Source organism: Niveispirillum sp. BGYR6, from assembly GCF_027568365.1.
In the GTDB taxonomy this organism is placed as follows: domain Bacteria; phylum Pseudomonadota; class Alphaproteobacteria; order Azospirillales; family Azospirillaceae; genus Niveispirillum.
This window is the reverse complement of sequence record NZ_JANLNL010000005.1, coordinates 95,475-116,882: the sequence shown is the minus strand read 5'-3', so window position 1 is coordinate 116,882 and position 21,408 is coordinate 95,475. Positions and strand designations below refer to the sequence as shown.

General features: G+C 64.2%; 27 protein-coding genes and 1 tRNA gene. 15 read left to right on the top strand and 13 right to left on the bottom strand.

From position 1 onward, the window contains the following. Positions 1-42 precede the first annotated feature (42 nt). Entirely contained in the window at positions 43-633 is a 591-nt protein-coding gene (locus PCJ49_RS13005) for a malonic semialdehyde reductase (protein ID WP_269911281.1), read from the top strand. A 29-nt stretch (positions 634-662) separates the two neighbouring features. Here the strand turns inward: PCJ49_RS13005 and ddpX are convergent, their stop codons facing one another. Then, positions 663-1,214, bottom strand: a complete 552-nt coding sequence (gene ddpX / locus PCJ49_RS13000; protein ID WP_269911280.1) for a D-alanyl-D-alanine dipeptidase — start codon at positions 1,212-1,214, stop codon at positions 663-665. 128 nt (positions 1,215-1,342) lie between these two features. Here ddpX and tsaB point away from each other — a divergent pair, with 128 nt between their 5' ends. Further along, the gene (gene tsaB / locus PCJ49_RS12995; protein WP_269911444.1) at positions 1,343-2,029 is read left to right on the top strand and encodes a tRNA (adenosine(37)-N6)-threonylcarbamoyltransferase complex dimerization subunit type 1 TsaB; all 687 of its coding nucleotides are present in this window, start codon (positions 1,343-1,345) and stop codon (positions 2,027-2,029) included. A gap of 1 nt (position 2,030) precedes the next feature. Next, positions 2,031-2,537, top strand: a complete 507-nt coding sequence (locus PCJ49_RS12990; protein WP_269911279.1) for a GNAT family N-acetyltransferase — start codon at positions 2,031-2,033, stop codon at positions 2,535-2,537. Here PCJ49_RS12990 and PCJ49_RS12985 read toward each other — a convergent pair. Beyond that, positions 2,534-2,782, bottom strand: coding sequence for a sulfurtransferase TusA family protein (locus tag PCJ49_RS12985; protein ID WP_269911278.1), 249 nt, complete (start codon positions 2,780-2,782; stop codon positions 2,534-2,536). The two genes, PCJ49_RS12990 and PCJ49_RS12985, sit on opposite strands and share 4 nt — an antisense overlap. Positions 2,783-2,878: 96 nt before the next feature. Between PCJ49_RS12985 and PCJ49_RS12980 the strand changes: the two genes are divergently transcribed. Then, positions 2,879-3,301 carry a MucR family transcriptional regulator gene (locus tag PCJ49_RS12980; protein ID WP_089288768.1) on the top strand — a complete coding sequence of 141 codons (423 nt, stop codon included), beginning with the start codon at positions 2,879-2,881 and terminating at the stop codon, positions 3,299-3,301. A gap of 115 nt (positions 3,302-3,416) precedes the next feature. Here PCJ49_RS12980 and PCJ49_RS12975 read toward each other — a convergent pair whose 3' ends face one another. The 3 genes from PCJ49_RS12975 to PCJ49_RS12965 all read right to left on the bottom strand — a co-directional run bounded on the left by PCJ49_RS12975 (position 3,417) and on the right by PCJ49_RS12965 (position 4,344). Further along, the gene (locus tag PCJ49_RS12975; RefSeq protein ID WP_269911277.1) at positions 3,417-3,749 is read right to left on the bottom strand and encodes a hypothetical protein; all 333 of its coding nucleotides are present in this window, start codon (positions 3,747-3,749) and stop codon (positions 3,417-3,419) included. 184 nt (positions 3,750-3,933) lie between these two features. After that, positions 3,934-4,010, bottom strand: a tRNA-Arg gene (locus PCJ49_RS12970). Positions 4,011-4,137: 127 nt separating this feature from the next. Then, positions 4,138-4,344 (bottom strand): hypothetical protein, encoded by a 207-nt coding sequence (locus PCJ49_RS12965; protein ID WP_089288770.1) that lies wholly within the window; start codon positions 4,342-4,344, stop codon positions 4,138-4,140. A 164-nt stretch (positions 4,345-4,508) separates the two neighbouring features. Here PCJ49_RS12965 and PCJ49_RS12960 point away from each other — a divergent pair, with 164 nt between their 5' ends. Further along, positions 4,509-4,883: a hypothetical protein gene (locus tag PCJ49_RS12960; RefSeq protein ID WP_269911276.1), complete on the top strand. Its 375-nt coding sequence runs from the start codon at positions 4,509-4,511 to the stop codon at positions 4,881-4,883. A 138-nt stretch (positions 4,884-5,021) separates the two neighbouring features. Here the strand turns inward: PCJ49_RS12960 and PCJ49_RS12955 are convergent, their stop codons facing one another. Continuing rightward, positions 5,022-5,441 carry a hypothetical protein gene (locus tag PCJ49_RS12955; RefSeq protein ID WP_269911275.1) on the bottom strand — a complete coding sequence of 140 codons (420 nt, stop codon included), beginning with the start codon at positions 5,439-5,441 and terminating at the stop codon, positions 5,022-5,024. 496 nt (positions 5,442-5,937) lie between these two features. Next, entirely contained in the window at positions 5,938-6,864 is a 927-nt protein-coding gene (locus tag PCJ49_RS12950) for a methyltransferase domain-containing protein (protein WP_269911274.1), read from the bottom strand. A gap of 58 nt (positions 6,865-6,922) precedes the next feature. Between PCJ49_RS12950 and PCJ49_RS12945 the strand changes: the two genes are divergently transcribed. From PCJ49_RS12945 to PCJ49_RS12900, 10 genes are all read left to right on the top strand, one after another. Next, positions 6,923-7,744 carry a ComF family protein gene (locus PCJ49_RS12945; protein WP_269911273.1) on the top strand — a complete coding sequence of 274 codons (822 nt, stop codon included), beginning with the start codon at positions 6,923-6,925 and terminating at the stop codon, positions 7,742-7,744. Positions 7,745-7,834: 90 nt separating this feature from the next. Then, on the top strand, positions 7,835-8,560 hold the full coding sequence (locus PCJ49_RS12940; RefSeq protein ID WP_089288773.1) for a heme ABC transporter permease: 726 nt from the start codon (positions 7,835-7,837) through the stop codon (positions 8,558-8,560). 13 nt (positions 8,561-8,573) lie between these two features. Further along, complete coding sequence (ccmD, locus tag PCJ49_RS12935) at positions 8,574-8,876, top strand: heme exporter protein CcmD (RefSeq protein WP_269911272.1); 303 nt, start codon at positions 8,574-8,576, stop codon at positions 8,874-8,876. 2 nt (positions 8,877-8,878) lie between these two features. Continuing rightward, positions 8,879-9,352 carry a cytochrome c maturation protein CcmE gene (gene ccmE, locus PCJ49_RS12930; protein WP_153202833.1) on the top strand — a complete coding sequence of 158 codons (474 nt, stop codon included), beginning with the start codon at positions 8,879-8,881 and terminating at the stop codon, positions 9,350-9,352. 19 nt (positions 9,353-9,371) lie between these two features. Further along, on the top strand, positions 9,372-9,551 hold the full coding sequence (locus tag PCJ49_RS12925) for a hypothetical protein (RefSeq protein WP_269911271.1): 180 nt from the start codon (positions 9,372-9,374) through the stop codon (positions 9,549-9,551). Positions 9,552-9,641: 90 nt separating this feature from the next. Next, entirely contained in the window at positions 9,642-11,630 is a 1,989-nt protein-coding gene (locus tag PCJ49_RS12920) for a heme lyase CcmF/NrfE family subunit (RefSeq protein WP_269911270.1), read from the top strand. Positions 11,631-11,645: 15 nt separating this feature from the next. Beyond that, positions 11,646-12,188, top strand: a complete 543-nt coding sequence (locus PCJ49_RS12915; protein WP_269911269.1) for a DsbE family thiol:disulfide interchange protein — start codon at positions 11,646-11,648, stop codon at positions 12,186-12,188. Between the two features lie 239 nt (positions 12,189-12,427). After that, the gene (locus PCJ49_RS12910; RefSeq protein ID WP_269911268.1) at positions 12,428-12,913 is read left to right on the top strand and encodes a cytochrome c-type biogenesis protein; all 486 of its coding nucleotides are present in this window, start codon (positions 12,428-12,430) and stop codon (positions 12,911-12,913) included. Next, entirely contained in the window at positions 12,910-14,343 is a 1,434-nt protein-coding gene (gene ccmI / locus PCJ49_RS12905) for a c-type cytochrome biogenesis protein CcmI (protein WP_269911267.1), read from the top strand. Before PCJ49_RS12910 ends, ccmI begins: the two co-directional genes overlap by 4 nt. A 105-nt stretch (positions 14,344-14,448) precedes the next feature. Then, positions 14,449-16,851, top strand: a complete 2,403-nt coding sequence (locus tag PCJ49_RS12900) for a penicillin acylase family protein (protein ID WP_269911266.1) — start codon at positions 14,449-14,451, stop codon at positions 16,849-16,851. 70 nt (positions 16,852-16,921) lie between these two features. On the opposite strand, the gene PCJ49_RS12895 is transcribed toward PCJ49_RS12900, so the two are convergent. From PCJ49_RS12895 to PCJ49_RS12870, 6 genes are all read right to left on the bottom strand, one after another. Further along, positions 16,922-17,263 (bottom strand): hypothetical protein, encoded by a 342-nt coding sequence (locus PCJ49_RS12895; protein ID WP_269911265.1) that lies wholly within the window; start codon positions 17,261-17,263, stop codon positions 16,922-16,924. A 40-nt stretch (positions 17,264-17,303) separates the two neighbouring features. After that, complete coding sequence (locus PCJ49_RS12890; protein WP_269911264.1) at positions 17,304-17,789, bottom strand: hypothetical protein; 486 nt, start codon at positions 17,787-17,789, stop codon at positions 17,304-17,306. 204 nt (positions 17,790-17,993) lie between these two features. Next, positions 17,994-18,221: a hypothetical protein gene (locus PCJ49_RS12885; RefSeq protein WP_269911263.1), complete on the bottom strand. Its 228-nt coding sequence runs from the start codon at positions 18,219-18,221 to the stop codon at positions 17,994-17,996. 12 nt (positions 18,222-18,233) lie between these two features. Further along, positions 18,234-19,496, bottom strand: coding sequence for a DUF2807 domain-containing protein (locus PCJ49_RS12880; protein WP_269911262.1), 1,263 nt, complete (start codon positions 19,494-19,496; stop codon positions 18,234-18,236). A gap of 139 nt (positions 19,497-19,635) precedes the next feature. Beyond that, the gene (locus PCJ49_RS12875; RefSeq protein WP_269911261.1) at positions 19,636-20,469 is read right to left on the bottom strand and encodes an ABC transporter permease; all 834 of its coding nucleotides are present in this window, start codon (positions 20,467-20,469) and stop codon (positions 19,636-19,638) included. A 40-nt stretch (positions 20,470-20,509) separates the two neighbouring features. After that, on the bottom strand, positions 20,510-21,313 hold the full coding sequence (locus PCJ49_RS12870) for an ABC transporter permease (protein ID WP_269911260.1): 804 nt from the start codon (positions 21,311-21,313) through the stop codon (positions 20,510-20,512). Positions 21,314-21,408: the final 95 nt, after the last annotated feature.

The window sequence follows — 21,408 nt, the reverse complement described above, 5'->3', positions numbered from 1 at the left end:
TGCCCGCCGCAACCCGGTGGCACCCAACAGACTGGATGCAAGATGAGCCATACCCTTGATCAGGCCGGCGCTGAGCTGCTGTTCACCCAGGCCCGCACCCATAATGCCTGGCTGGATAAGCCGGTGGATCCGACACTGCTGCACCGTATCCATGATCTGCTGAAATGGGGGCCGACCAGCGCCAATTGCAGCCCCTTGCGCGTGCTGTTTCTGACCAGTGCGGAAGCTAAGGAAAAGCTGCGCCCGGCTTTGTCGCAGGGCAATCTGGCCAAGACCATGACGGCACCCGTGGTCGCCGTGCTGGCTTATGACAACCAGTTCTATGACCATTTGCCCCACCTGTTCCCGCATACCGATGCGCGATCCTGGTTCACCGGCGATCCGGCGGTTGCGGCGGCCACGGCTTTCCGCAATGGCACCCTGCAGGCCGGCTATTTCATTCTGGCCGCCCGGGCGGTGGGGCTGGATTGCGGGCCGATGTCGGGTTTCGATGCCGGTCAGGTCAATGCCAGCTTCTTCCCCGATGGCCGTTATCAGGTGAATTTCCTGTGTAATCTGGGCTATGGCGATCCGGCTGGGCTGCATCCGCGCAGCCCACGCTTTGATTTCGCGGATGTCTGCCAGATTCTGTAAGGGATGAGCAGGGGTCGGCCCCGGTGTGATCACATCAGGGCCGGCCCCATCGCCGCATCCTCCACCAGCGGATAGGAGGCGGCGTCGGGCAATTGGTAATGCCACCATTCAAAGGCATAATGCTGCCAGCCGGCTGCCGCCATGATGCCCAGCAGCAAGGCGCGGTTACGCTGTGCCGTGACACTGATGCTGGTATCGCCATGATAGGCGATGGGCCGCATATCATCGAAATCGGTTCCCATCTCCAGCAGGTCACCGTCAGGTGTTGCCAGGGTCAGATCAATGGCCACCCCGCGCCCATGGCTGGACCCGATGCGCGGGTCGGCGATGAAGGTGGGATCAGGCAGCGCGTTCCACAAAGCCCATTGCGCCGCCGGTGGGCGATAGGCATCAAAAATATGCAGCCGCAGTCCCTGCGCTGCAGCCAGCCGAACCGCGACCTGCAGCCGTTCGGCCGCCTGCGGATGCAGCAGGCAGAGCGGCCGCGCGAAGATGGGCCTTCCCGTCAGATTATCCGCCGTGGCATAGCGAAGATCGAGATCGACATCGAAGGTCGGCGGGGCAATGGTCACGAAGGGCATGGGGCTGCAGGCTCCGGGCTGGTCTGGCCCCCTTTTGCGGCAAAAGGCGGATTTTCGCCAGAGTGCTGTGCCGTCCATATCATGGGAAAGGGTGGCCCGATGGGGCCGGTGAGGGGAATGGATTGGGCATGATCACCCTGGGGCTGGATACGGCGACCAGCGCCTGCGCCTGTGCGCTCTGGTCACAAAGCGAAGGTCGGGCCCTGGCCGTGCGGGCAGAGGAGATGCAGCGCGGGCAGGCCGAACGTCTGGTCCCGCTGGTGCAGGAGACCCTGCAGCAGGCCGGGCTGGGCTTTGGTGATATAGCCCGCATCGCTGTCACCGTCGGCCCCGGCACCTTTACCGGTCTGCGGATCGGTCTGGCGGCCGCGCGCGGCTTCGCGCTGGCCGCCAATTGTCCTCTGATCGGTGTCACCAGCCTGGAAGTGGCGGTGGCCGGTCTGCCCCCGGCCGCTGCAGGCCTGCAGGCCCTGGCTGCCATTGAAAGCCGCCGGGAGGAGCTGTTTCTGCAGCCCTTTGCCGCTGATGGAACCCCGCTGGCTGAGCCGGTCGATATGGCACCGGCCTTGCTGGCCGATTTCGCCGCCCGGCTGTTCCAGCCACAACCAATGGTTATTGTCGGCGACGCCGCACAACGGGCAGCCGAGGCATTGGGGCCATGGCCGGCGGGTCTGCAGGTGGTCACCACCCATGGTGGGGCGGAGGCGCTGGCCGGTGCCCGCATCGCCGCCCGCCTGGATGCGGCGGCCATTGCCGGCCGGCCGGCCGATCCGTTGTACATCCGTCCCCCCGATGTCACCCTGCCGGGTCGCTGACATGGCGATGGGTTTGCAGATCATTGAAGCCACCATGGCGCATCTGCCGGTGCTGGATGTGCTTCAGCAGCAGGCTTTTGCTGACCAGCAGACCAGCGGCCCGCCTTGGACGGAAGCCGCGATCGCCGGCATGTTGGGTATGCCCGGTGTTCTGACCCGCCTGCTGCACCGGGATGGACAGGCCTGCGGAATGGCCATGTGGCGTGCCGTGGCGGATGAGGCGGAATTGCTGACCATTGGGGTATTGCCCAATGGGCGCGGCCAGGGAATGGGCCGGACACTGTTGCTGGATGGGCTGGAAATACTGGCCGGCTGTGCTGTGGAAACAGTTTTCCTGGAGGTGGCGGTCAACAACCGCACGGCCATCCAACTCTATGAAAAGCAGGGTTTCACCACGGTGGGGCGGCGCCGTAATTATTATGGGGCAGGGGCCGCAACTGTTGATGCCCATGTCATGTCTTTGCGTATTTCCGAGCGGAAACAATCACCTGCCGAGCAGAACCGCTAGTTTTTCCGGATAAAAATCCGGTATGGGCCAGTAAGTTCGCCCGGATTTTCCGGTTGAACTTCATCCACCTCATATCCATGCTCACGCAGACTGGCGGGAACATTTTGCAGCGGTTCGCCGAAATTCAACCTCACTTCAAGGACTTGACCTTTTGGTAACTTTTCGACGGCAAGTTTTGTCCGCACGAATGTCATTGGGCAGACAAGGCTGGTGATGTCGAGAAAATGATTCACAGTGTTTTTCATCAAAGGCCATCCTTTTGGCACGCTTTAAAACGTTATTGCACATCACCAGAATAAGACTTATATCACGTGTGAGTTCCTTGTCCGGAGCAAAGATAGATGAACAGCGTTTCCTCCCAGCCCGAGCTTTTGTCTCTCACCACAGAGATTGTCGCGGCACACGTCTCCAATAATACAGTGGCGATCCATGATCTTCCTGCCCTGATCGAGCAGGTTTATCGTACCTTGTCCAACGTCGGCACCGAGCCGGTGGTGGTGAGCGAGAAGCCGCAGCCGGCCGTACCGATCAAGAAGTCGGTGACGCCGGAATATATCGTCTGCCTGGAAGATGGCAAAAAGTTGAAGATGCTGAAGCGGCATCTGAAGACCGCCTATAATATGAGCCCGGAAGAATATCGCGACCGCTGGGGTCTGCCCTCGGATTATCCGATGGTTGCACCCAATTATGCCAAGCAGCGCTCCCGTCTGGCCAAGCAGATCGGTCTGGGCACCCGCGCCCGCCGTCCTGGTGAGGATGAGTGATCCCGGGTTGGTAATTTGATCCGCGTGGGTATTTTTGCTCCGTGATCGCGTTTAGCGGCCATATGCATCATGCATATGGCCGTTTATGCATAGGGGCAGTGGTTTCAACACCTAATCAACTGTCGCACGGGTGACCGAAGCTGATGATATCAGCACGGCGATGATCCCCTTTTATGCCATAAAAATAATTATAGGGTGCTTCGAGATGGACGCGCATCGTCGAGCCCACCAATGCCTGATGACAGGCTTCGGCGACATGTGTTTGCATCACATTCTCTATTCCGGCATCCGATAGCCAATATTCGCTCGACCACCGTTTATAAGCTTCATTGGCTGTTTCGATGCCCTTCAAAACCGGCGCCACCAAACGCCAGGGCGTAAGCTGGGAGGGGAACAGCAGGCTGGTTTTGGTTTGGGTAGAGGACGTATCATCCAAAGCATCGATCATTCTACCCTCGTTGCTATTATAACGAGCATATCATAGCTATTTTTGATCGAATGTAGATGATTTTTGTTCCGTTTCCCCGCATCGGCCCTTTGGCACGGCAATGAACAGAAGCGTCATGCGCCAACACATGGCGCATTATCAGACTGATCTATTTCAGCCTGCCCAGTTTCATTTGAAGGGAAGGTGGCGGACCCGAATGGATTCGAACCATCGGCCTCTGCCTTCGGAGGGCAGCGCTCTATCCAGCTGAGCTACGGGTCCATGCCGGCCATCGTCCCAGGCTTCCTGGGCGGGCGGCGCGGACCATAGCGCATTGAAACCGGCTTGCAAATATTTTTCTCACGCATTTGGGGGGAAAGTGCGATGACCGGCCTTTCCCCCCTCTTTTTCAGCCCAGCATCACCCGCAGGGCCTGGCGTGACAGATCCTTCAGGGCATCGCGCATCCGCTGAATTTCGTTGGCGGCGGCTTCATAATCCGCGATCAGGCCGCCCACCAGGGTTGTCGGATCATCGGCATCATCCGGATAGCGGTCGCGTGCCCGGGTGGCGCGGCGCCGCAAACGATCCACAATATCCTCATCCGCGCTGTCCATTAGACTGTAAACCCCGTTAAACGTCATTCTGTCATGTCTTTAAGCATGGGGGCGAACAACAACAAAGCGATTTCCAGGGGATCAAGGCCGGCCATCTGACTGTTCATACGGGGGCATGGCCGGTTCGGGATTGCCGGGAATCAAATGCGCAGGGAGTGAAAAGCGTGAAACTGATCCATGGATGGAAGCTGCTCGGCCTTGGCCTCTGCTTCGGCCTGCCCTCTGCGGTGGCGGCAGCCGCGACGGAACCCGCTGGCTGTATCTTCGACGCGCCGCAGGGCAAGAGCTGCAGCTATACCGCCGAACGAGAGGGCGTGCATCAGATCCGCGTCACCCTGGCCGCACCGGGCACGGTGACGATTGCGGGCCAGCCCTGCGGCGGGAAGACGCAACCGGCCGCAGCCGGCCCAGGCTTCCAGGCCATCTGCTATGCCTATTTCAATAACGGCGCCGGCTATCGGATTGCGGCGAGCAGTTCGCCGACCGTCAGCATCAGTCCGGCGGAACCGCCAAAGGGCGAGGTGGTGCTGATCCCCTGACAACCCGTCCGTAATGCCGAAATATCGAATAAGGCAAAATACCAACGGTCAAAATTCTTGACCGTTGGTAGGGCGGTGGTCGCCGCGCGGCTCATGCCGCTGGTATTAATGATCTTGAGTTACCAGGATCATCGCGGATCAGCGGATGATGGTGCAGCTACCATAGATGCTTCCTTTTCTGCCCTTTAACGGGGCTGGAAGATCATTGCCGATCTCTGCATAGCCGCCAGCGATGGAAAGATCATCCGAAAGGGCAAGGTAGATCTGGGTTCCTTCACGATCATCTGCCCCTGAATCCAATCCCGCTTCGACCCGAACGCCGGATAATGATCCACCAATAGCGGGGAGCTGGAAGTAAGTACCGTTCACGGCAACTTGGAGAGGGGCACCAAAATTGGAATCGATCAGTAACCCTTTTGCTGGATAAGTCACGCCTGATTCTGAAGATAGATCGACATCCAGGACAAGCTGCATCGTCATGACGACGGGATTCTCACCAATGTCGGCAAAGGTAAGCATCCCATTAAACTTGAAACTATTGATAATCGGTCCGCTCATGATAAGTCCTCCAATTATGAGGACCTTATTTTCTGACCTGTGATTAAAAAAAACAATATATAACTTAGTTGAAATTCGCGATAACATAATTAATCAAGAAAAATCACATTTTTTAATATAGATGACGGTATTTTAATACGGACTAATGGTTTTTCCTGAAAAGGGGTTTGGCGCTTCACAGCAGAGAAATGTCAATGACAAAGGGCAGCCCGTGGCCACGGGCTGATACCAACGGTCTTAATTCATGACCATTGGTAATGCTGCGACTGCCGCTGCGCCGTTCGTGCGGCGTAGCCAAGCCAGCGGATGCTGGCGCCAGCAATTGAGGGGCACGAAAGCGTGACCTTCGGTCATGATTTCGTGCCAGTGGTATGATTAGAGCCGGGTGAGTTTAACCGGAAACGCACTTGGCGCTAAGTCCTTCTTCAGCGGGTGGATTCACGCTCCAAAGCGATTCCGCATTTCCGCGATCCACCCTAAACAAAGGCGAATAGCGTCAATGCGGCTTGGCGGGTGGCTGACCCTGACCGATCTCGCTCAACACCTCGGCCAGCCGGTGGCTGGCGCTGCCACGCTTGGCCGGCTGCTGCTGCACGCTGGCATCGGGTGACCAGCCGGCCAGGAAGATCACCTGGAAGGTGGCGGGTACGCTGCCATCCTCTTCGGCGAACAGCTCCACATAGCGTTCCATGGTACGGGCCAGCAGGGCGCTGGGCATGGGGCGGCGCAGGCGGGACAGGCCGGCATTGGTTTCCCCCATGCCGCGCAGGTCCGACAGCAGGCGGAACGGGTTGGCATAGGAGACGGTCAGCGTATCCATATCCGCCACCGGCAGGGCAAAGCCGGCCCGCTGCAACAGGCCGGCGGCATCGCGCAAGCCCGCCATCGGGCTGATGCGCGGGCTGACCCCGCCCAGAATCTCGCTTTCGGCCTCCATCAAGGCGCGGCGCAGTTCAAACAGCGTGTCGCCGCCGAACATGGCGGCCAGGAACAGCCCATCGGGGCGCAGCGCTTGCCGCACCTGGATCAAGGTTCCCGGCAGGTCATTCACCCAATGCAGCGACAGGTTGGACACCACCATGTCAAAGCTGCCAGGGGCGAAGGGCAACAGTTCCTCATCCGCCGCCAGTACAGCCGTGCCATTGGCGGCACCGGCCACGCCGGCCATGCGGGGGGAGATGTCAGCCTGGATGATCTGCTGGATGCCGGACAGCCCCTGCAGCAGCCCCGCCATTTCCCCGCCATGGCACCCCAGATCCAGCACGCGCGGGAAGCTGCGGCGGATCAGTTCCAACCGTTCGGCCAGGCGGCTGCCCACCTCCCGCAACAGGAAATCATGGTCGGCGATGGTCGCCGCCGCGCGGTCGCGGTGACGGCGGACCAGCTGGCGGTCGAAGACCTGCATTGTGTCGGCGTCGCTCATGCCCCTTGCCATATCCCGATGCGGCGTCCTTGGCAACCGGGCGAATGGGCGTCTGGCGATGTATCGCACCCGATGCTACCATGACGGGATGAACCAGATTGTCGAAACGCTTCAGGGTTGGCGGGGGCCGCTGCAGGCTTTTCTGCGGTCGGCCCTGGATTTGCTGCTGCCGCCGCGCTGTCTGGGCTGTGGGGACAGGGTGGGCACGCCCGGCACCTTGTGCCCCACCTGCTGGACCGCGATGCATTTCATCGATGCGCCTTTTTGCGCCTGCTGCGGTCTGCCATTTGATTATGATGCCGGGGCGGGGGCGCTGTGCGGGGCCTGCATCGCCGCACCGCCGCAATTCGGCCGGGCCCGTGCCGTGCTCTCCTATGATGATGCCAGCCGGCCGCTGATTCTGGGCTTCAAGCATGGCGACCGTACTGATGCCGCCCCCGGCTTTGCCCGCTGGATGGCGCGATCGGGTGCCACCTTGCTGGCGGAATGTGATGTGATTGCCGCCGTGCCGCTGCATCGCTGGCGGCTGCTGCGCCGGCGCTATAACCAGTCGGCCCTGCTGGCGCTGCATCTGGGCAGGGTGTCGGGCAAGCCGGTGGTGCCCGATCTGCTGATCCGTCGCCGCGCCACGCCCAGCCAGGGCGGGCTGACGGCCAAGGGCCGGGCGCGCAATGTCGCAGGGGCCTTCGCCGCCCACCCGCGCCACCGTGACCGGATCAGTGGTGCCCGGGTGCTGCTGGTGGATGATGTGCTGACCACCGGGGCCACGGTGGGGGAATGTGCCCGCGTGCTGCGCCGGGCGGGGGCTGTGGGTGTGGATGTGCTGACCCTGGCGCGGGTGCCGAAACCTGTGCGGCTGGACCCCATTGAAGACACGTGATGTGCTGCCCAAATTGTCCTGGATCAAATCAACGCAGGGCATTTGTGGGCCAGTGTGAAAACACCATCGCCCATGCTACATAGGGCCATCATGCATCGCTTCGCCAATCCTGCCCGCTTCCTGCGTCTGGCCACCATCATTCTGCCCTGGGCGGCCCTGCTGTCCGTGGGGCTGTTCATTGCCGGCCTCTGGCTGGCCTTGTTCAACAGCCCCGGCGATTATCAGCAGGGGGACACGGTGCGCATCATGTATGTGCATGTGCCCGCCGCCTGGATGAGCATGTTCACCTATTCCAGCATGGCCGTGGCGGCGGCCTGTGCCCTGGTCTGGCGCCACCCGCTGGCGGAGGTCTATGCCCGCGCCGCCGCGCCCATCGGGGCCGGCTTCACCCTGCTCTGTCTGGTGACGGGCAGCCTGTGGGGGGAGCCGATGTGGGGCACCTGGTGGGTGTGGGATGCGCGACTGACCAGCGTGCTGATCCTGTTCTTCCTTTATCTGGGCTTCATGGCCCTGGTGAATGCCTTTGATGATCCCGTGCGCGCCAACCGGGCCGGCAGCATTCTGCTGCTGGTCGGGGCGGTGAATGTGCCGATCATCAAATTTTCCGTGGATTGGTGGAATACCTTGCACCAGCCGGCCAGCGTGTTCCGCATGGGCGGCCCCACCATCCACCCGGATATGCTGTGGCCGCTGCTGCTGATGGCGCTGGCCTTCCAGACCTATTTCGTGGCTGTGGTCATCCTGCGGATGCGGGCGGAACTGGCCGATGCCAAGATACAGACGTTGCGCATGGCCCGCGCATCGGCCCAGGGGTGAGTGACGGCGGACCATGTCTGAGACGATGAAAGAGTTTCTGGCGATGGGGGGCTATGCTCCCTATGTCTGGGGCAGCTATGGGCTGGCCCTGGTGCTGTTGCTGACGCTGCTGGTGGCCAGTTTGGCCGGCCTGCGGTCGCGCGAACGCACCCTGGCCGCACTGGAGGCGGCGAACCCGCGCCGTCGCCGCCGCAAGGCGGATGCGGCGGCGGGTGGTGAGGGTGGGGAAGGGGCTGCCATGCTGCCCATGACCGGTGGCCGCAGCAAAGGCGGCCAGAATGATGCTACCGATGCGGATGCTGGTGGAGGCGAATGATGATGACGCGCAAGAAACGCCGGCTTTACCTGCTGGGCATCGCCATGCTGGGCCTGGGCACCGCCACCGCGCTGACCCTTTCGGCGTTTGAGGAGAATGTGGCCTATTTCTTCTCGCCGTCGGACCTGCAGGCCAAGCCGCCGGGCGACCGGCTGATCCGCGTTGGCGGGCTGGTGGAGGCGGGTTCCGTTTCCAAGCAAGGCGATGGCATCACCACGGATTTCGTCATTGCCGACCATGCCGCCACCGTGCGCGTCACCTTCAGCGGGGCCCTGCCGGACCTGTTCCGCGAAGGCCAGGGCGTGCTGGCCGAAGGGCGGATGCGTCCCGATGGCGTGTTCCAGGCCCGCGAAATCCTGGCCAAGCATGATGAAAATTACATGCCCAAGGAAGTGGCTGACGCCTTGAAGAAATCCGGCCAGTTCCGGCCGGAGGCACCGGGCAGCAAGCCTGCCGCCGGCAATGGTGGCGTGTGAGGCAGGGGAGGCAGCGACGATGAAGATGGACCATCGCTACCGGCTTCGTTCCCCGCATGACCGCGATGCTGCCGATGCCCTGGCGGCGTCGATAGATGCGGCGGGGGATGAAGGTGACCTGACCGGCCCGGTACCAACAGCCCAGCTTGCCGAAATCATGCAGGCGCTGGAGCGGGAATGGGATGCGGCTGACTGCTGATCCATCTTCCGTCTTCACATCGACTTATCCTGATTTTTCATCAATGGGCCGGCCCCGGTCAAAGCCCTTTCCAGAAGAGAGAAGCGTCCCATGATCCCCGAGATCGGTCATTATGCGCTGGTGCTGGCGCTGCTGCTGGCCATCATTCAGGGGACGCTGCCCTTTGCGGGGGCGGCCCGGCGCAATGCCGCCTGGATGGAGGCGGGGCGCATGGCCGCCTATGGCCAGTTGGGCCTGATCACGCTCGCCTTCCTGGCCTTGATGTGGGCCTATGTCGTCTCCGATTTCTCGGTGCTGAATGTGGTGGAGAACAGCCACAGCCAGAAACCGATGCTCTATAAGGTGGCCGGCGTCTGGGGCAATCATGAAGGCTCCATGCTGCTGTGGATCTTCATGCTGTCGCTGTTCGGTGCCGCGGTGGCGGCCTTCGGGCGCAATATCCCGCCGACCTTGAAGGCCAGGGTGCTGGGCGTGCAGGGGCTGATCGGCGTGGGGTTCCTGCTGTTCATCCTGGCCACCAGCAACCCGTTCATCCGCATCCTGCCGGCTCCGCCCGATGGCAATGATCTGAACCCGCTGCTGCAGGATCCGGGTCTGGCCTTCCATCCGCCCTTCCTCTATCTGGGTTATGTCGGCTTCTCCGTGGCCTTCAGCTTTGCGGTGGGGGCCTTGATCGAAGGCCGGGTTGATCCCGCCTGGGGGCGCTGGGTGCGGCCCTGGACGCTGGTGGCCTGGTCGTCGCTGACGCTGGGCATCGCCATGGGCTCCTGGTGGGCCTATTACGAGCTGGGCTGGGGCGGCTGGTGGTTCTGGGACCCGGTGGAAAATGCCTCCCTGATGCCGTGGCTGGCCGGTACGGCGCTGCTGCATTCCGCCATCGTGGTGGAAAAGCGCGACTCGCTGAAAACCTGGACCATCCTGCTGGCAGTGCTCACCTTCTCGCTCTCCCTGATGGGCACGTTCCTGGTGCGCTCGGGCGTGCTGACCTCCGTTCATGCTTTCGCGGTCGATCCGCGTCGCGGTGTCGCCATCCTGGCCCTGCTGGGGCTGGCCACCGGCGGCGGCTTGCTGCTGTTTGCCCTGCGGGCGCACGCGCTGAAGGTGGGCGGCCTGTTCGCCCCGATCAGCCGGGAAGGGGCCTTGGTGCTGAACAATCTGCTGCTGTCGGTTTCCACCGCCGTGGTGTTGATCGGCACGCTGATGCCGCTGGTGCTGGATGTGTTCGGGCATAAGATTTCCGTCGGCGCCCCCTATTTCAACGCCATTATCCCCTTCCTGGCCGTGCCGCTGGTGCTGGCCATGGCGGTGGGGCCGTTCCTGCCCTGGAAGCGGGCCGATCTGGCCGGCATCATGGGCCGGCTCTGGGTGGCGGGGATTGTCACCGTGGCGGCGGTGATGCTGGCCCTGTGGGCGCATGGGGTGAAACCGGTCATGGCCCTGGTGGGCATCGGGTTGGCCGCCTGGGCCTTTGCCGGGGCGCTGTGGGAGATTGCCGACCGGGTGAAGCTGTTCCGCATCCCGCTTTCCGACAGCCTGTCGCGCGCCGGCGGCCTGCCGCGCGGGGCCTGGGGCACGGCCGTGGCCCATGCCGGGATGGGCATTGCCATTGCCGGCATGGTCGGCACCTCTTTCTGGCTGACGGAGGATGTGCGGGTGATGGCGCTGGGCGATAAGGCCACGGTTGCCGGGTACGAACTGACGCTGGATAAGGTGGCACCGGCCAAGGGCCCGAACTACACCACCGAAATGGGTTTCTTCACCGTGCGGGTGGATGGCCGCGTGATCGCCACCCTGACGCCGGAGCGCCGCTGGTACCCGGTGGCGCGGATGCAGACAACGGAAGCCGCCATCCACACCACCTTGGTGTCTGATCTCTATGCCGTGCTGGGCGAACCCAGCCCGGATGGCAAGGGCTGGGTGGTGCGCCTCTATCACCATCCGCTGGTGCCTTGGATCTGGCTGGGGTCGGTGGTGATGGTGCTGGGCGGGTTGCTGTCTTTGTCCGACCGGCGCTTGCGCGTCGGCGTGCCGCAGCGCCGCGCCAACCCGGTTTCCCCCACCATGCAACCCGCCGAATAAGGGCCTGGCCGCACCATGTCGCCTGTTACCAAGCATCGTCTGCTGCTGCTGCTGCCCTTCACCATCTTCCTGGTGCTGCTGGCCTATTTCGCCATCGGCCTGACGCATGATCCGTCCAAGCTGCCTTCCACCATGATCGACAAGCCGGTGCCGGTGTTCGATCTGGCTGGCATCGATGGCGGGCCGGGGCTGGCCAGCACCGACCTGACGGGCAAGGTGCAACTGGTCAATGTCTTTGCCAGCTGGTGCGCGCCTTGCCGGGTGGAACATCCGCTGCTGGTGCGGCTGGCGCGGGAAGAAGGGATTGTCATCCGTGGCCTGAACTACAAGGACAAGCCCGAGGCGGCGCAAGCCTTCCTCACTATGCTGGGCAACCCCTATACCAGCGTTGGCGCCGACAAGGATGGCCGGGTCGGCATCAATTTCGGCGTCTATGGCGTGCCGGAAACCTATGTGATCGACAAGGCCGGACGCATCCGCTACCGCCATGTCGGCCCGCTGATGCCCCAGGATATGGAAAACGTGATCCTGCCGATGCTGCGGGAGCTGGCGAAATGAAGAAGTTTTTCTGTTCCCTCAAGCGCCGGGCGGGCGCATCCGCGCCCTTGGCTTACGCGCCATGGGGCGCGGGCCGCCGGTCGGCGGCCTGCCTCGCGTTGCTCGGCTTATCGTTTTCCCTCAAGCGCCGGGCGGGCGCATCCGCGCCCTTGGCTTACGCGCCATGGGGCGCGGGCCGCCGGTCGGCGGCCTGCCTCGCGTTGCTCGGCTTTTTCTCTTCCCTCAAGCGCCGTTCCGCGATGGGCTTGACCGCGCTTGCCCTGGCCTCCCTGCTCTCCGCTCCCGCCTTTGCGGTGATGCCGGATGAAAAGCTGGCCGATCCGGCGATGGAGGCTCGCGCGCGGGAGATTTCCAAGGAACTGCGCTGTCTGGTCTGCCAGAATCAGTCCATTGATGACAGCAATGCCGATCTGGCGCGCGACCTGCGGGTGCTGGTGCGTGAACGGCTGGTGGCGGGCGACAGCAATGATCAGGTGCTGGCCTATGTCACTGACCGGTACGGGGATTTCGTGCTGCTGCGCCCGCCGCTGAAAAGCTACACGCTGGTTTTGTGGGCGGGGCCGTTTGCCGTGCTGCTGATTGCGGGGCTGGGCACCGCCATCTATCTCCGCCGGCGCCGGCAGGAGGTGGAGGCATCCGCCGGTACCGTGTTGAGTGATGAGGAAGAGGCACGGCTGCAGGCCCTGCTGGATGGGACAGCGGAAAAGCGGGGGCCTGGGGCATGATTGGTTTCTGGATTGTCGCGGCGGCGCTGACGGCGCTGGCGCTGTTGCCGCTTGTGCGCGCCCTGCTGCGCCCCAGCGGCGATGTGGGGGAGGCAGCCAGCTTCGCCCGCGGCGTCTATGCCCAGCAGGTGGCAGAGGTGGAGCGCGATCTGGCGCGCGGCGTGTTGACGCCCGATCAGGCCAAGTTGGCCCGCGCGGAGATCGGCCGCCGCCTGCTGTCCGCGGCGGCGGAGGCGGATAAGCTGGAAGCTGTTGCTACCCAGGCCACCAAGCCCAGCCGCAAGCTGGCGCTGGCCCTGACCCTGGCCATGCCCGTGGTGGCGCTGGGCATCTATCTGCCCACCGGCCATCCCAACATGCCGGCCCAGATTTTCGCCGAACGGCCCAAGGGGCGGGCGGTGCCGGAAAAGGTGCTGGAAGCCGTGGCCAGCCTGGAAAAATCCCTGCAGGAAAATCCCAATGATCAGGCCGGCTGGACCCTGCTGGGCCAGACCTATGCCGCCATGGGCCGGATCGATGATGCCGCCATGGCCTATCGCCGCGCCTTGGGCCTGTCGCAGGGCGACCCGGAATTGATGAGTGCTTTGGCCGAGACCCTGACCAGTGCCGCCGACGGCATTGTCGGGGAGGAGGCGCATCGCCTGTTTGATGAGGTGGTGAAGGCCGATCCCAACAACCCGCGCGCCCGTTATTATCTGGGTGTGGCCCGCCAGCAGGCAGGCGACATCAAGGGTGCACTGGACCGCTGGACCGCCCTGGTGGGCGACAGCCCGGCTGACGCCCCCTGGCTGCCGTTGCTGATGCAGCAGATCCAGCAGGCAGCGGTTTCCGTGGGCCTGGACCCGGTGGCGATCACGCCCAAGCCCAAGCCGCCCGCCAACCCCCAGACCCCGCGCGGGCCGATGCAGGGGGGTGGCACTGGTGCGGGGGGCGGTGCGGCCCCGGCCCTGTCGGCCGAACAGATGCAGGCCATGGCCGGCATGTCGGCAGAGGATCAGCAGGCCACCATCAATTCCATGGTGGATGGGCTGGAAGCCAAGCTGAAGGATAATCCTGGCGATGTGGATGGCTGGCTGCGGCTGGCCCGCGCGCGGGAGGTTCAGGGCAATCTGGATGCCGCCCGCGATGCCCTGCGCGGGGCGGTGAAGGCCGATCCCGGTCGGGTTCAGGCCTGGCTGGACCTGTCCCGCCTGCTGGCCCCGGACACGGCCGATGGAAAGGCCACGCCGGAATTCCTGGCGGCGATGGAAAAGGTGCTGGCGCTGCAGCCGCAGAACCCGCAGGCGCTCTATTATCTGGGCCAGCAGGCGGCCAACCAGGGTGATACGGCCAAGGCGCGGGATTACTGGCAGAAACTGGTGAACAGCCTGCCCGCCAACGCCCCGGAACGGCCGGAGCTGCAGCGCCGGCTGGATGCGCTGGGCAAATAGGAAATAGCAAGGGTGGGCAGGGGGCTTCCCCACACGCCCACCTTGCCTATTCCCCTGCTTTTCACCCACACTGCCGCCCGTCTTGATCCTTGTCAGGGGGCGATCTTGGGGAACAGGCGTGGGGTGGCCCGGCGGTTGGGCCGGGTTCTGGGCTATGGGCTGGCCGGCATTGCCGGGATCGTGGCCATGGCCGCCGCCGGTGTCGGCTGGACGCTCTATGCCTCCCGCCCGGTGCTGGATGGGACGCGGCCGATCCCCGGCCTGGATGGCCCCGTCTCCATCGCCCGCGACAGCCAGGGCGTGCCACTGGTGGAAGCGCGCAGCCGCGCCGATCTGGCCCGCGCCCTGGGTTTCCTGCACGGGCAGGAACGGTTCTTCCAGATGGATCTGATTCGCCGGGCATCGGCCGGGGAATTATCCGCCCTGCTGGGGCCGATCGGCCCGGTGGTGGAGATTGACAAGACCCGCCGCCTGCACCGGTTCCGCCACCGCGCCGGGCAGATCATCGCCACAATGGATGCCGGCGAACGCGCCCTGCTGGAAGCCTATGCCGAAGGGGTGAATGCCGGGCTGGACGCGCTGGGCGCCCGGCCCTTTGAATATGCGCTGCTGCTGGCCAGCCCCCAGCCCTGGAAGGCCGAAGACAGCATCCTGGCCGCCTTTGCCATGTATCTGGATTTGCAGGATGGCGGCACCGCTGGGCAGGACCGCGCGCGGGCCGCCGCACAGGATCGGCTGGGGGCCGACCTGACGGATTTCCTGTTCCCGCGCGGCACCCCCCTGGATAGCGCCCTGGATGGCAGCCAATTGCCGGAACCGCCCATGCCGGCCGCCCTGCCGGCCGGGCTGGCCACGGCCCCGCCGGCCAAGGCGGCCCTGCTGGCCCCGCTGCTGACCCCCGGATCGGCCTTTGGCAGCAATGGCTGGGCTGTGGGCGGCGGCTTGACGGGCACGGGTGCCGGGCTGCTGGCCAACGATATGCATCTGGGCCTGTCGATCCCCGGCACCTGGTACCGCGCCCGGCTGAAAATGGCCGGCGGTACGGAGCCGGATCTGGATGTCACCGGTGCCACCCTGCCGGGCACGCCGCTGGTGGTGGCCGGCAGCAATGGGCGCATCGCCTGGGGCTATACCAATTCCTATATCGATACGGCCGATCTGGTGGTGCTGGACCCGGTGGAGGGGGCCGCCGATCAGTACCAGACGCCCGATGGTCCCCGCGCCCTTACCCGGGTGACGGAACAGATTTGTCCCGCCTGGGCCGATTGCCAGACGCTGGAGGTGGAAGAGAGCATCTGGGGCCCGGTGGTGGGCCGCGATGGGCAGGGGCGGCGGCTTTCCGTGCGCTGGACGGCGCATGACCCCGACGCCATCAACCTGCATGGCTTGCTGGGGCTGGAACGGGCGCGCAGCGTGGCCGACGCGATCAATATCGCCCATAAAGCCCGCCAGCCGCAGCAGAATCTGGTGGTGACGGATAGCGCCGGCAACGTGGCCTGGACGGTGATTGGCGCTGTGCCGCACCGGTTCGGCCAGGATGGGCGGCTGCCCACCAGTTGGGCCGATGGCCGGCGGGGCTGGGTCGGCATGGTGTCGCCCGATCAGATACCCACCATCCTGAACCCGGATGATCAACGGATCTGGACGGCCAATGCCCGCATCGTCGGCGGGGCCGCCTATGCGCTGCTGGGCGATGGCGGCTATGATATGGGGGCCCGGCAGGGGCAAATCCGCGATGCGCTGCTGGCCCGCCACCAGTTCGCGCCCAAGGACATGCTGGCCATCCAATTGGATGACCGGGGCGGGGTGCTGGATTTCTGGCAGGGCCAGATGCTGGCGGCACTCGGCCGGCATAAGGATGATCCGGCGCTGACCGCCCTGGTCGGCCCGGTGCAAAACTGGGGCGGGCGGGCCGTGCCGGACAGTGTGGGGTACCGGCTGGTGCGGGAATTCCGCCAGGGCGTGGCGCAGCGGCTTTACGGGGCCTATCTGGGGCTGACGGAAAAGCCCAGCCGGCGGGAGATGGCCCGCCAGATGGAAGCACCGCTGCGCCGCCTGCTGGAACAGCGCCCCGCTGCCCTGGTGCCGCCCGGCTATGCCGATTGGGATGCGCTGCTGTCTGCCGTGCTGACCGACCTTGCCGGTAACATCAATCAGGCCGGCGGTGTGGATGCCTATACATGGGGGGCCCGCAACAAGGCCGGCATCGGCCATCCGCTGGCCCGCATCCTGCCGCCGCTGGCCTGGCTGACCGATCCGCCGGATGTGCCGCTGCCGGGTGACGCGCTGCAGCCGCGCGCCCAGGCCCCCGGTTTCGGGGCCAGCGAGCGGTTCGGCGTGTCACCGGGACGGGAAAAGGAAGGCTATTTCCACATGCCGGGCAGCCAGAGCGGCAACCCGCTCTCCCCCTATTATCTAGTGGGTCACCAGGATTGGGTGATGGGCAACCCAACGCCCTTCCTGCCCGGTGCCGCCCGCTGGACCCTGACCCTGCGGCCGGAAAACTGATCAGCAGCCTGTTCCACATGAAAAACCCCGGCGGAAGGGGCCGCCGGGGCGTTTCGTCTTCTTGATGGTGTTACTTGGGCGTCGCCGCCGGGGCGTCCGGCTTGGCAGCCTCCGTCTTGGCCTTGTCCGTCTTGTGCTTGCCCTTGTGGTGCTTGGCGCTTTCGGCGGTCTGATGGGTGTTGTGTTCCACCTTGCCGGCGGTTTCAGCCTTGGCTTCGGGCTTTGCCTCGGTCTTGGCGGCCGGGGCCGGGGTGGCCGCCGGGGTAGCCGGGGTCGCTGCCGGGGTGGCGGTGCTGGTCACCGGCGCGCTGGGGCTGGCCGGGGTGGCAGCGGGGGCGGCGGTCTGGGCCTGGGCGGCACCAGCAAACAGGGCGGCGGTCAGACCAGCGATCAGCATCATGGAACGGGACATGTGATCTCTCCTGAATATCGTCAGAATGAAGGGGGGTGGGTTACTTCGGCGTTGCGGTCTTGGCGTCGGTCTTGGCTTCCGCCTTCACCTCCGTCTTCACATCGGCCTTGGCGGCCGGCGTGGCGGTGCTGGTGCTGGCGGTGGTGCCAACCGTCGCGGCCGGGGCAGCCGGGGTGGGCGTGACAGCGGCTTCGGTCTTCGCGGCGGCACCACTGGTTACGGCAGCCGCTTCCTTGGCCTCGGTCTTGGCCTTGTCCACGATGTGCTTGCCCTGGTGCTCAGCCTTTTCGCCGGCCTTCTCCACCTTGGCACCCGCCTGATGGGCGGTGTGCTCGGTCTTCTTGACAGCGCTGCCGACGGTTTCCGTAACCGGGCTGGTGACCTGTGCGCCGGTGCTGGCGCTGGCGGTCAGGCCCTGGGAAGCGGCACCCACGGCGCCGGTGGCATTTCCGACCAGCTGGGCCTGGGCGGTGCCGGCCAGCAGGGCGGCGGTCAGACCAGCCATCAGCAACATGGAGCTACGCATTTTATTCCTCCGAACTTCGTTCGTCTGTCGGCGTTGCGCGGGGTGCGCTCTGTTGCCCGACAGCTATATAAAGCCAGGGGAAGATGGTGGCGGATTGACCGCTCCCAGGCAGCTTGCGGGAATTGCTGCGCTATTCCCGTGTCGGGATTGCAGCGGAATTGCCTTAATTGGGGGTACCTCTGTTTTTTTCAGGGCAACCCGGCACTATTCCCCGCGCAGCATCCGGCGGATGGCCTGGGCCAGCAGCTGATAGGGATCATCGCCCCGCGCTTTGGCGACCTCCTGCAGCTTTTCGCGCAACCGGCTGTCGGTGGCCTGCCGGCGCAGCCGTTCCAGCTCCGCCGCCTTCAACCGGTCGTCAAAAACCCCGCCACCGTTTTCGGTGGCGGGGTTGGACGAGTTGGGCGGGCGGGTTGGCGGCTTTTTATTCATGGTCGGGAAGGCTCATTCCCCGACATGGATGCTGCCGCTGCCACTGCTGCTGAACTGGGTATTGCCTTCCTTGCGGGCAATATGCACAGAACCGGCGCCGGTGGCATTGATGCGGGGATTGACGGCGGTACCGTTGAACCGCACCTCCCCCGCGCCGCTGAGATTGACATCCAGCGGCTCAGCCCGGCCATCCTCGATCCCCAGCGTACCAGCACCAGAGAAATCCACCTTCACCGGGCCGTTGACCCGATTGATATTCACGTCAGCGTAGCCGGGAACGCTGATCTTGGTGGCATCATTCACCCGGTCCACCGACACTTCGCCATGGCCATTGACCTCCAGCGCCAGTGTTTCGGCCCGGCCGATGGCAAGGGAGCCGGAACCCTGGATGGCGGCCTTCAGCGGCCCATCCACCCGGTCGATGGAAATCGACCCGTTTTCCAGGATGTTGATATCGGCGGGGCCCACCCGGTCGGCGGAAACATCGCCCCGCCGCATCCGCAGCTTCACCGGCGCGTTGGTCCGGCCATCGATGCTGATATCACCCACATGATCCATCACGCTGATGGCGGCGGATTCTGGCAGGGTCAGATGGATGCTGCCCGGCGTTCCATTGCCCTGGCTGATGGTCAGCACACCATCCTTCAGGTTGGTGCGCACACCCTGGGCGCCATCCTCCACCTCCAGGCTGGTCTTGTCGTTGCGGTTGGAGATGGTGATCGTCACATCGCCGGTCAGATTGACCAGGGAAATCCCCTGGGGCGCATCGAAGCTGGCCTTGCTGACCCCATCCTGGGCGCTGCCGGCGGTGGCGGCCGTGGCGGCGGCGATCTTGGCATCGATGCGGGCTTCGGCGGCCCGCAGCCCCTTGTCCACGGCATCCGGGATATTGCCGCTGGCACTGCGCATACTTTCACGCGCGGCGGCCAAGCCCTGGCGGGCGGCGTGCAAGGCTTCCAGCTGGGTGGCATTGCGGTCAATTTCCCGCTGCGCCCGTTCCACCGCCCGTTCAACGGCGCGTTGATCGAAATGCGGCATGGGGGGCATGGGTGCGGCGGGGGCCGCTGGCGCTGCGGGTGGCACCGGCGCTTCCGGACCATCATCATTGATGGTGATCTTGAAGCTTTTGTGGTCCCCCCCGTCCTCTTTACGGCTGTCGCCGGCGGCCAGGCCCCAGCCGATAATGCCAAGGGCGATAAGCACGGCAGCAATGCCGCCGGCAGGAATGCCAGGGGTCAGGCGCGGGCGGGCAATGGTGGAGGGGGAGCCATCCATGGGACGTATCCTGCGTGTCATCGGTTTGCTGTCTTCCCTTCGACTATGCGGCCCGCCGCCGCCCCTGTCCGCCGCGTTTGCACCGGCGTTACAATTTTCAGCATCCCGTTTACACAGGCGCCAGCCTGTTACAAGCGGGTCAATTCTTCATATGCCAGCCGATGGCATAAAGCCGCCCAGCCAGGGCATAGAGTAACGCGGTCGCGCCCGTGACCACCAGCGCACAGAGGCCGGGATCCTGATGGCTGGTCCCCATCATGGCGTAACGGAACCCGTCCATCGCATAGAAGATCGGGTTGGACTGTACCAGATGGGCGAAGAAGGGCGGCATCCCCGCCACCGGGGCGAACACGCCCGACAGGAAGGACAGCGGCGTGAACAGGAAGGTGAAGTAAGCCGCCATATGGTCCCACTTGGTGGAGGCCAGCCCCGTCAACAGCCCGCAGGCCGCCATCAGCAGACCGGCCAAGGCAGCAAACAGCACGGCCAACCCCGGATGGGCCACCGGCTGCGGCCAGATCAGCAGCGATCCGAACCAGACGAACAGGCCGCTGACCAACCCCGCCGACATGCCGGTGATGGCATAGGCGGGCACCACCTCCCGCGCGCCGATCGGGGCCATCAACTGGTCCAGCACATGGCCTTCGATCTTGCCATAGAGCAGGGAGAAGCCGGTATTTTCCGCCGCCCGCATCAGGATGGACAGCATCACCAGACCGGGCACCAGGAAGGACAGCACCGCGTCACCTTCCGGCGTGCCGCGCTGCGGCCCCAGCCCGAACAGGAAACAGACGAAATAGATCACCGCCATCAGCGCCGGGGCGACGATGATCATCGCGGCCATCTTCCACACCCGCCGCATCTCCTTGCCCAGCAGGGTCAGGAAGGCGCGGGTATGGAAGGCCGGCACCATGCGGTTGATGGCGGCGTTGAAAGCGCCAGCCGGCCGGCTGGCAATGCTGTCCAGCGACATGGGGCTCGTCTCCGTCAGGTTTCCGGATGGGGTCAGGCGATCAGGCTTTCAGCTTGTAACCACGGGCAATCATCCGCCAGGCGACAAAGCCCAGCACCAGATTGATGCCCAGCATCACCAGAATGCCGGTTCCCAGCGTGCCATCCGTCTGGCCGATGAAGCCATAGCGGAACCCATCGATGAAATAGAAGAACGGGTTCAGATGGGCGATGAAATGGAAGGTCGGCGGCAGGCTGTCCACCGAATAGAAGGTACCGGAGAGGAAAGACAGTGGCGTGACGATGAAATTGGTCACCGCCGCCATATGGTCGAACTTCTCCGCCCAGATGCCGCCGATCAGGCCCAGCAGCGCCAGCAGGCTGGCCGCCGCCACGCCATGGAACAGGATATAGAATGGATGGGCCAGACCGACCGGCACAAACAGCGAGATGGCCAGGGCCGTGACAAAGCCCACCAGCGCGCCCCGCACCACCCCGCCGATAATATAGGCCAAGGTCAGTTCCAGGGCCGAGATGGGCGGCATCAGCACATCGACGATATTGCCCTGCACCTTGGCCACCAGCACGGAGGAGGAGGAATTGGCAAAGGCATTCTGGGCGATGGCCATCATGATCAGGCCGGGGGCGAGGAATTCCAGGAAGGGCACATCGCCCACCTTGCGCACCACCCCGCCCAGGGCCAGGGCGAAAACGGCATAGAACAGCAGGGTGGTCACCACCGGTGCGGCGATGGTCTGCACCCAGACCTTCAGGAAGCGGCGGATTTCCTTATGGATCAGCGTGGACAGGCCGATCCAGTTGACGGCGCCCATCTGGCGGGGCATGGGAAAGCTCGGCTGCGTCATGGCGCGAAATGGCCTTTTGGGCGTGGGGAACCGGGGCGGCATGGGGGCCGCAGGCTTTGAATTGGCGGCCACACTACCCCCATGCCAGGGGCGGG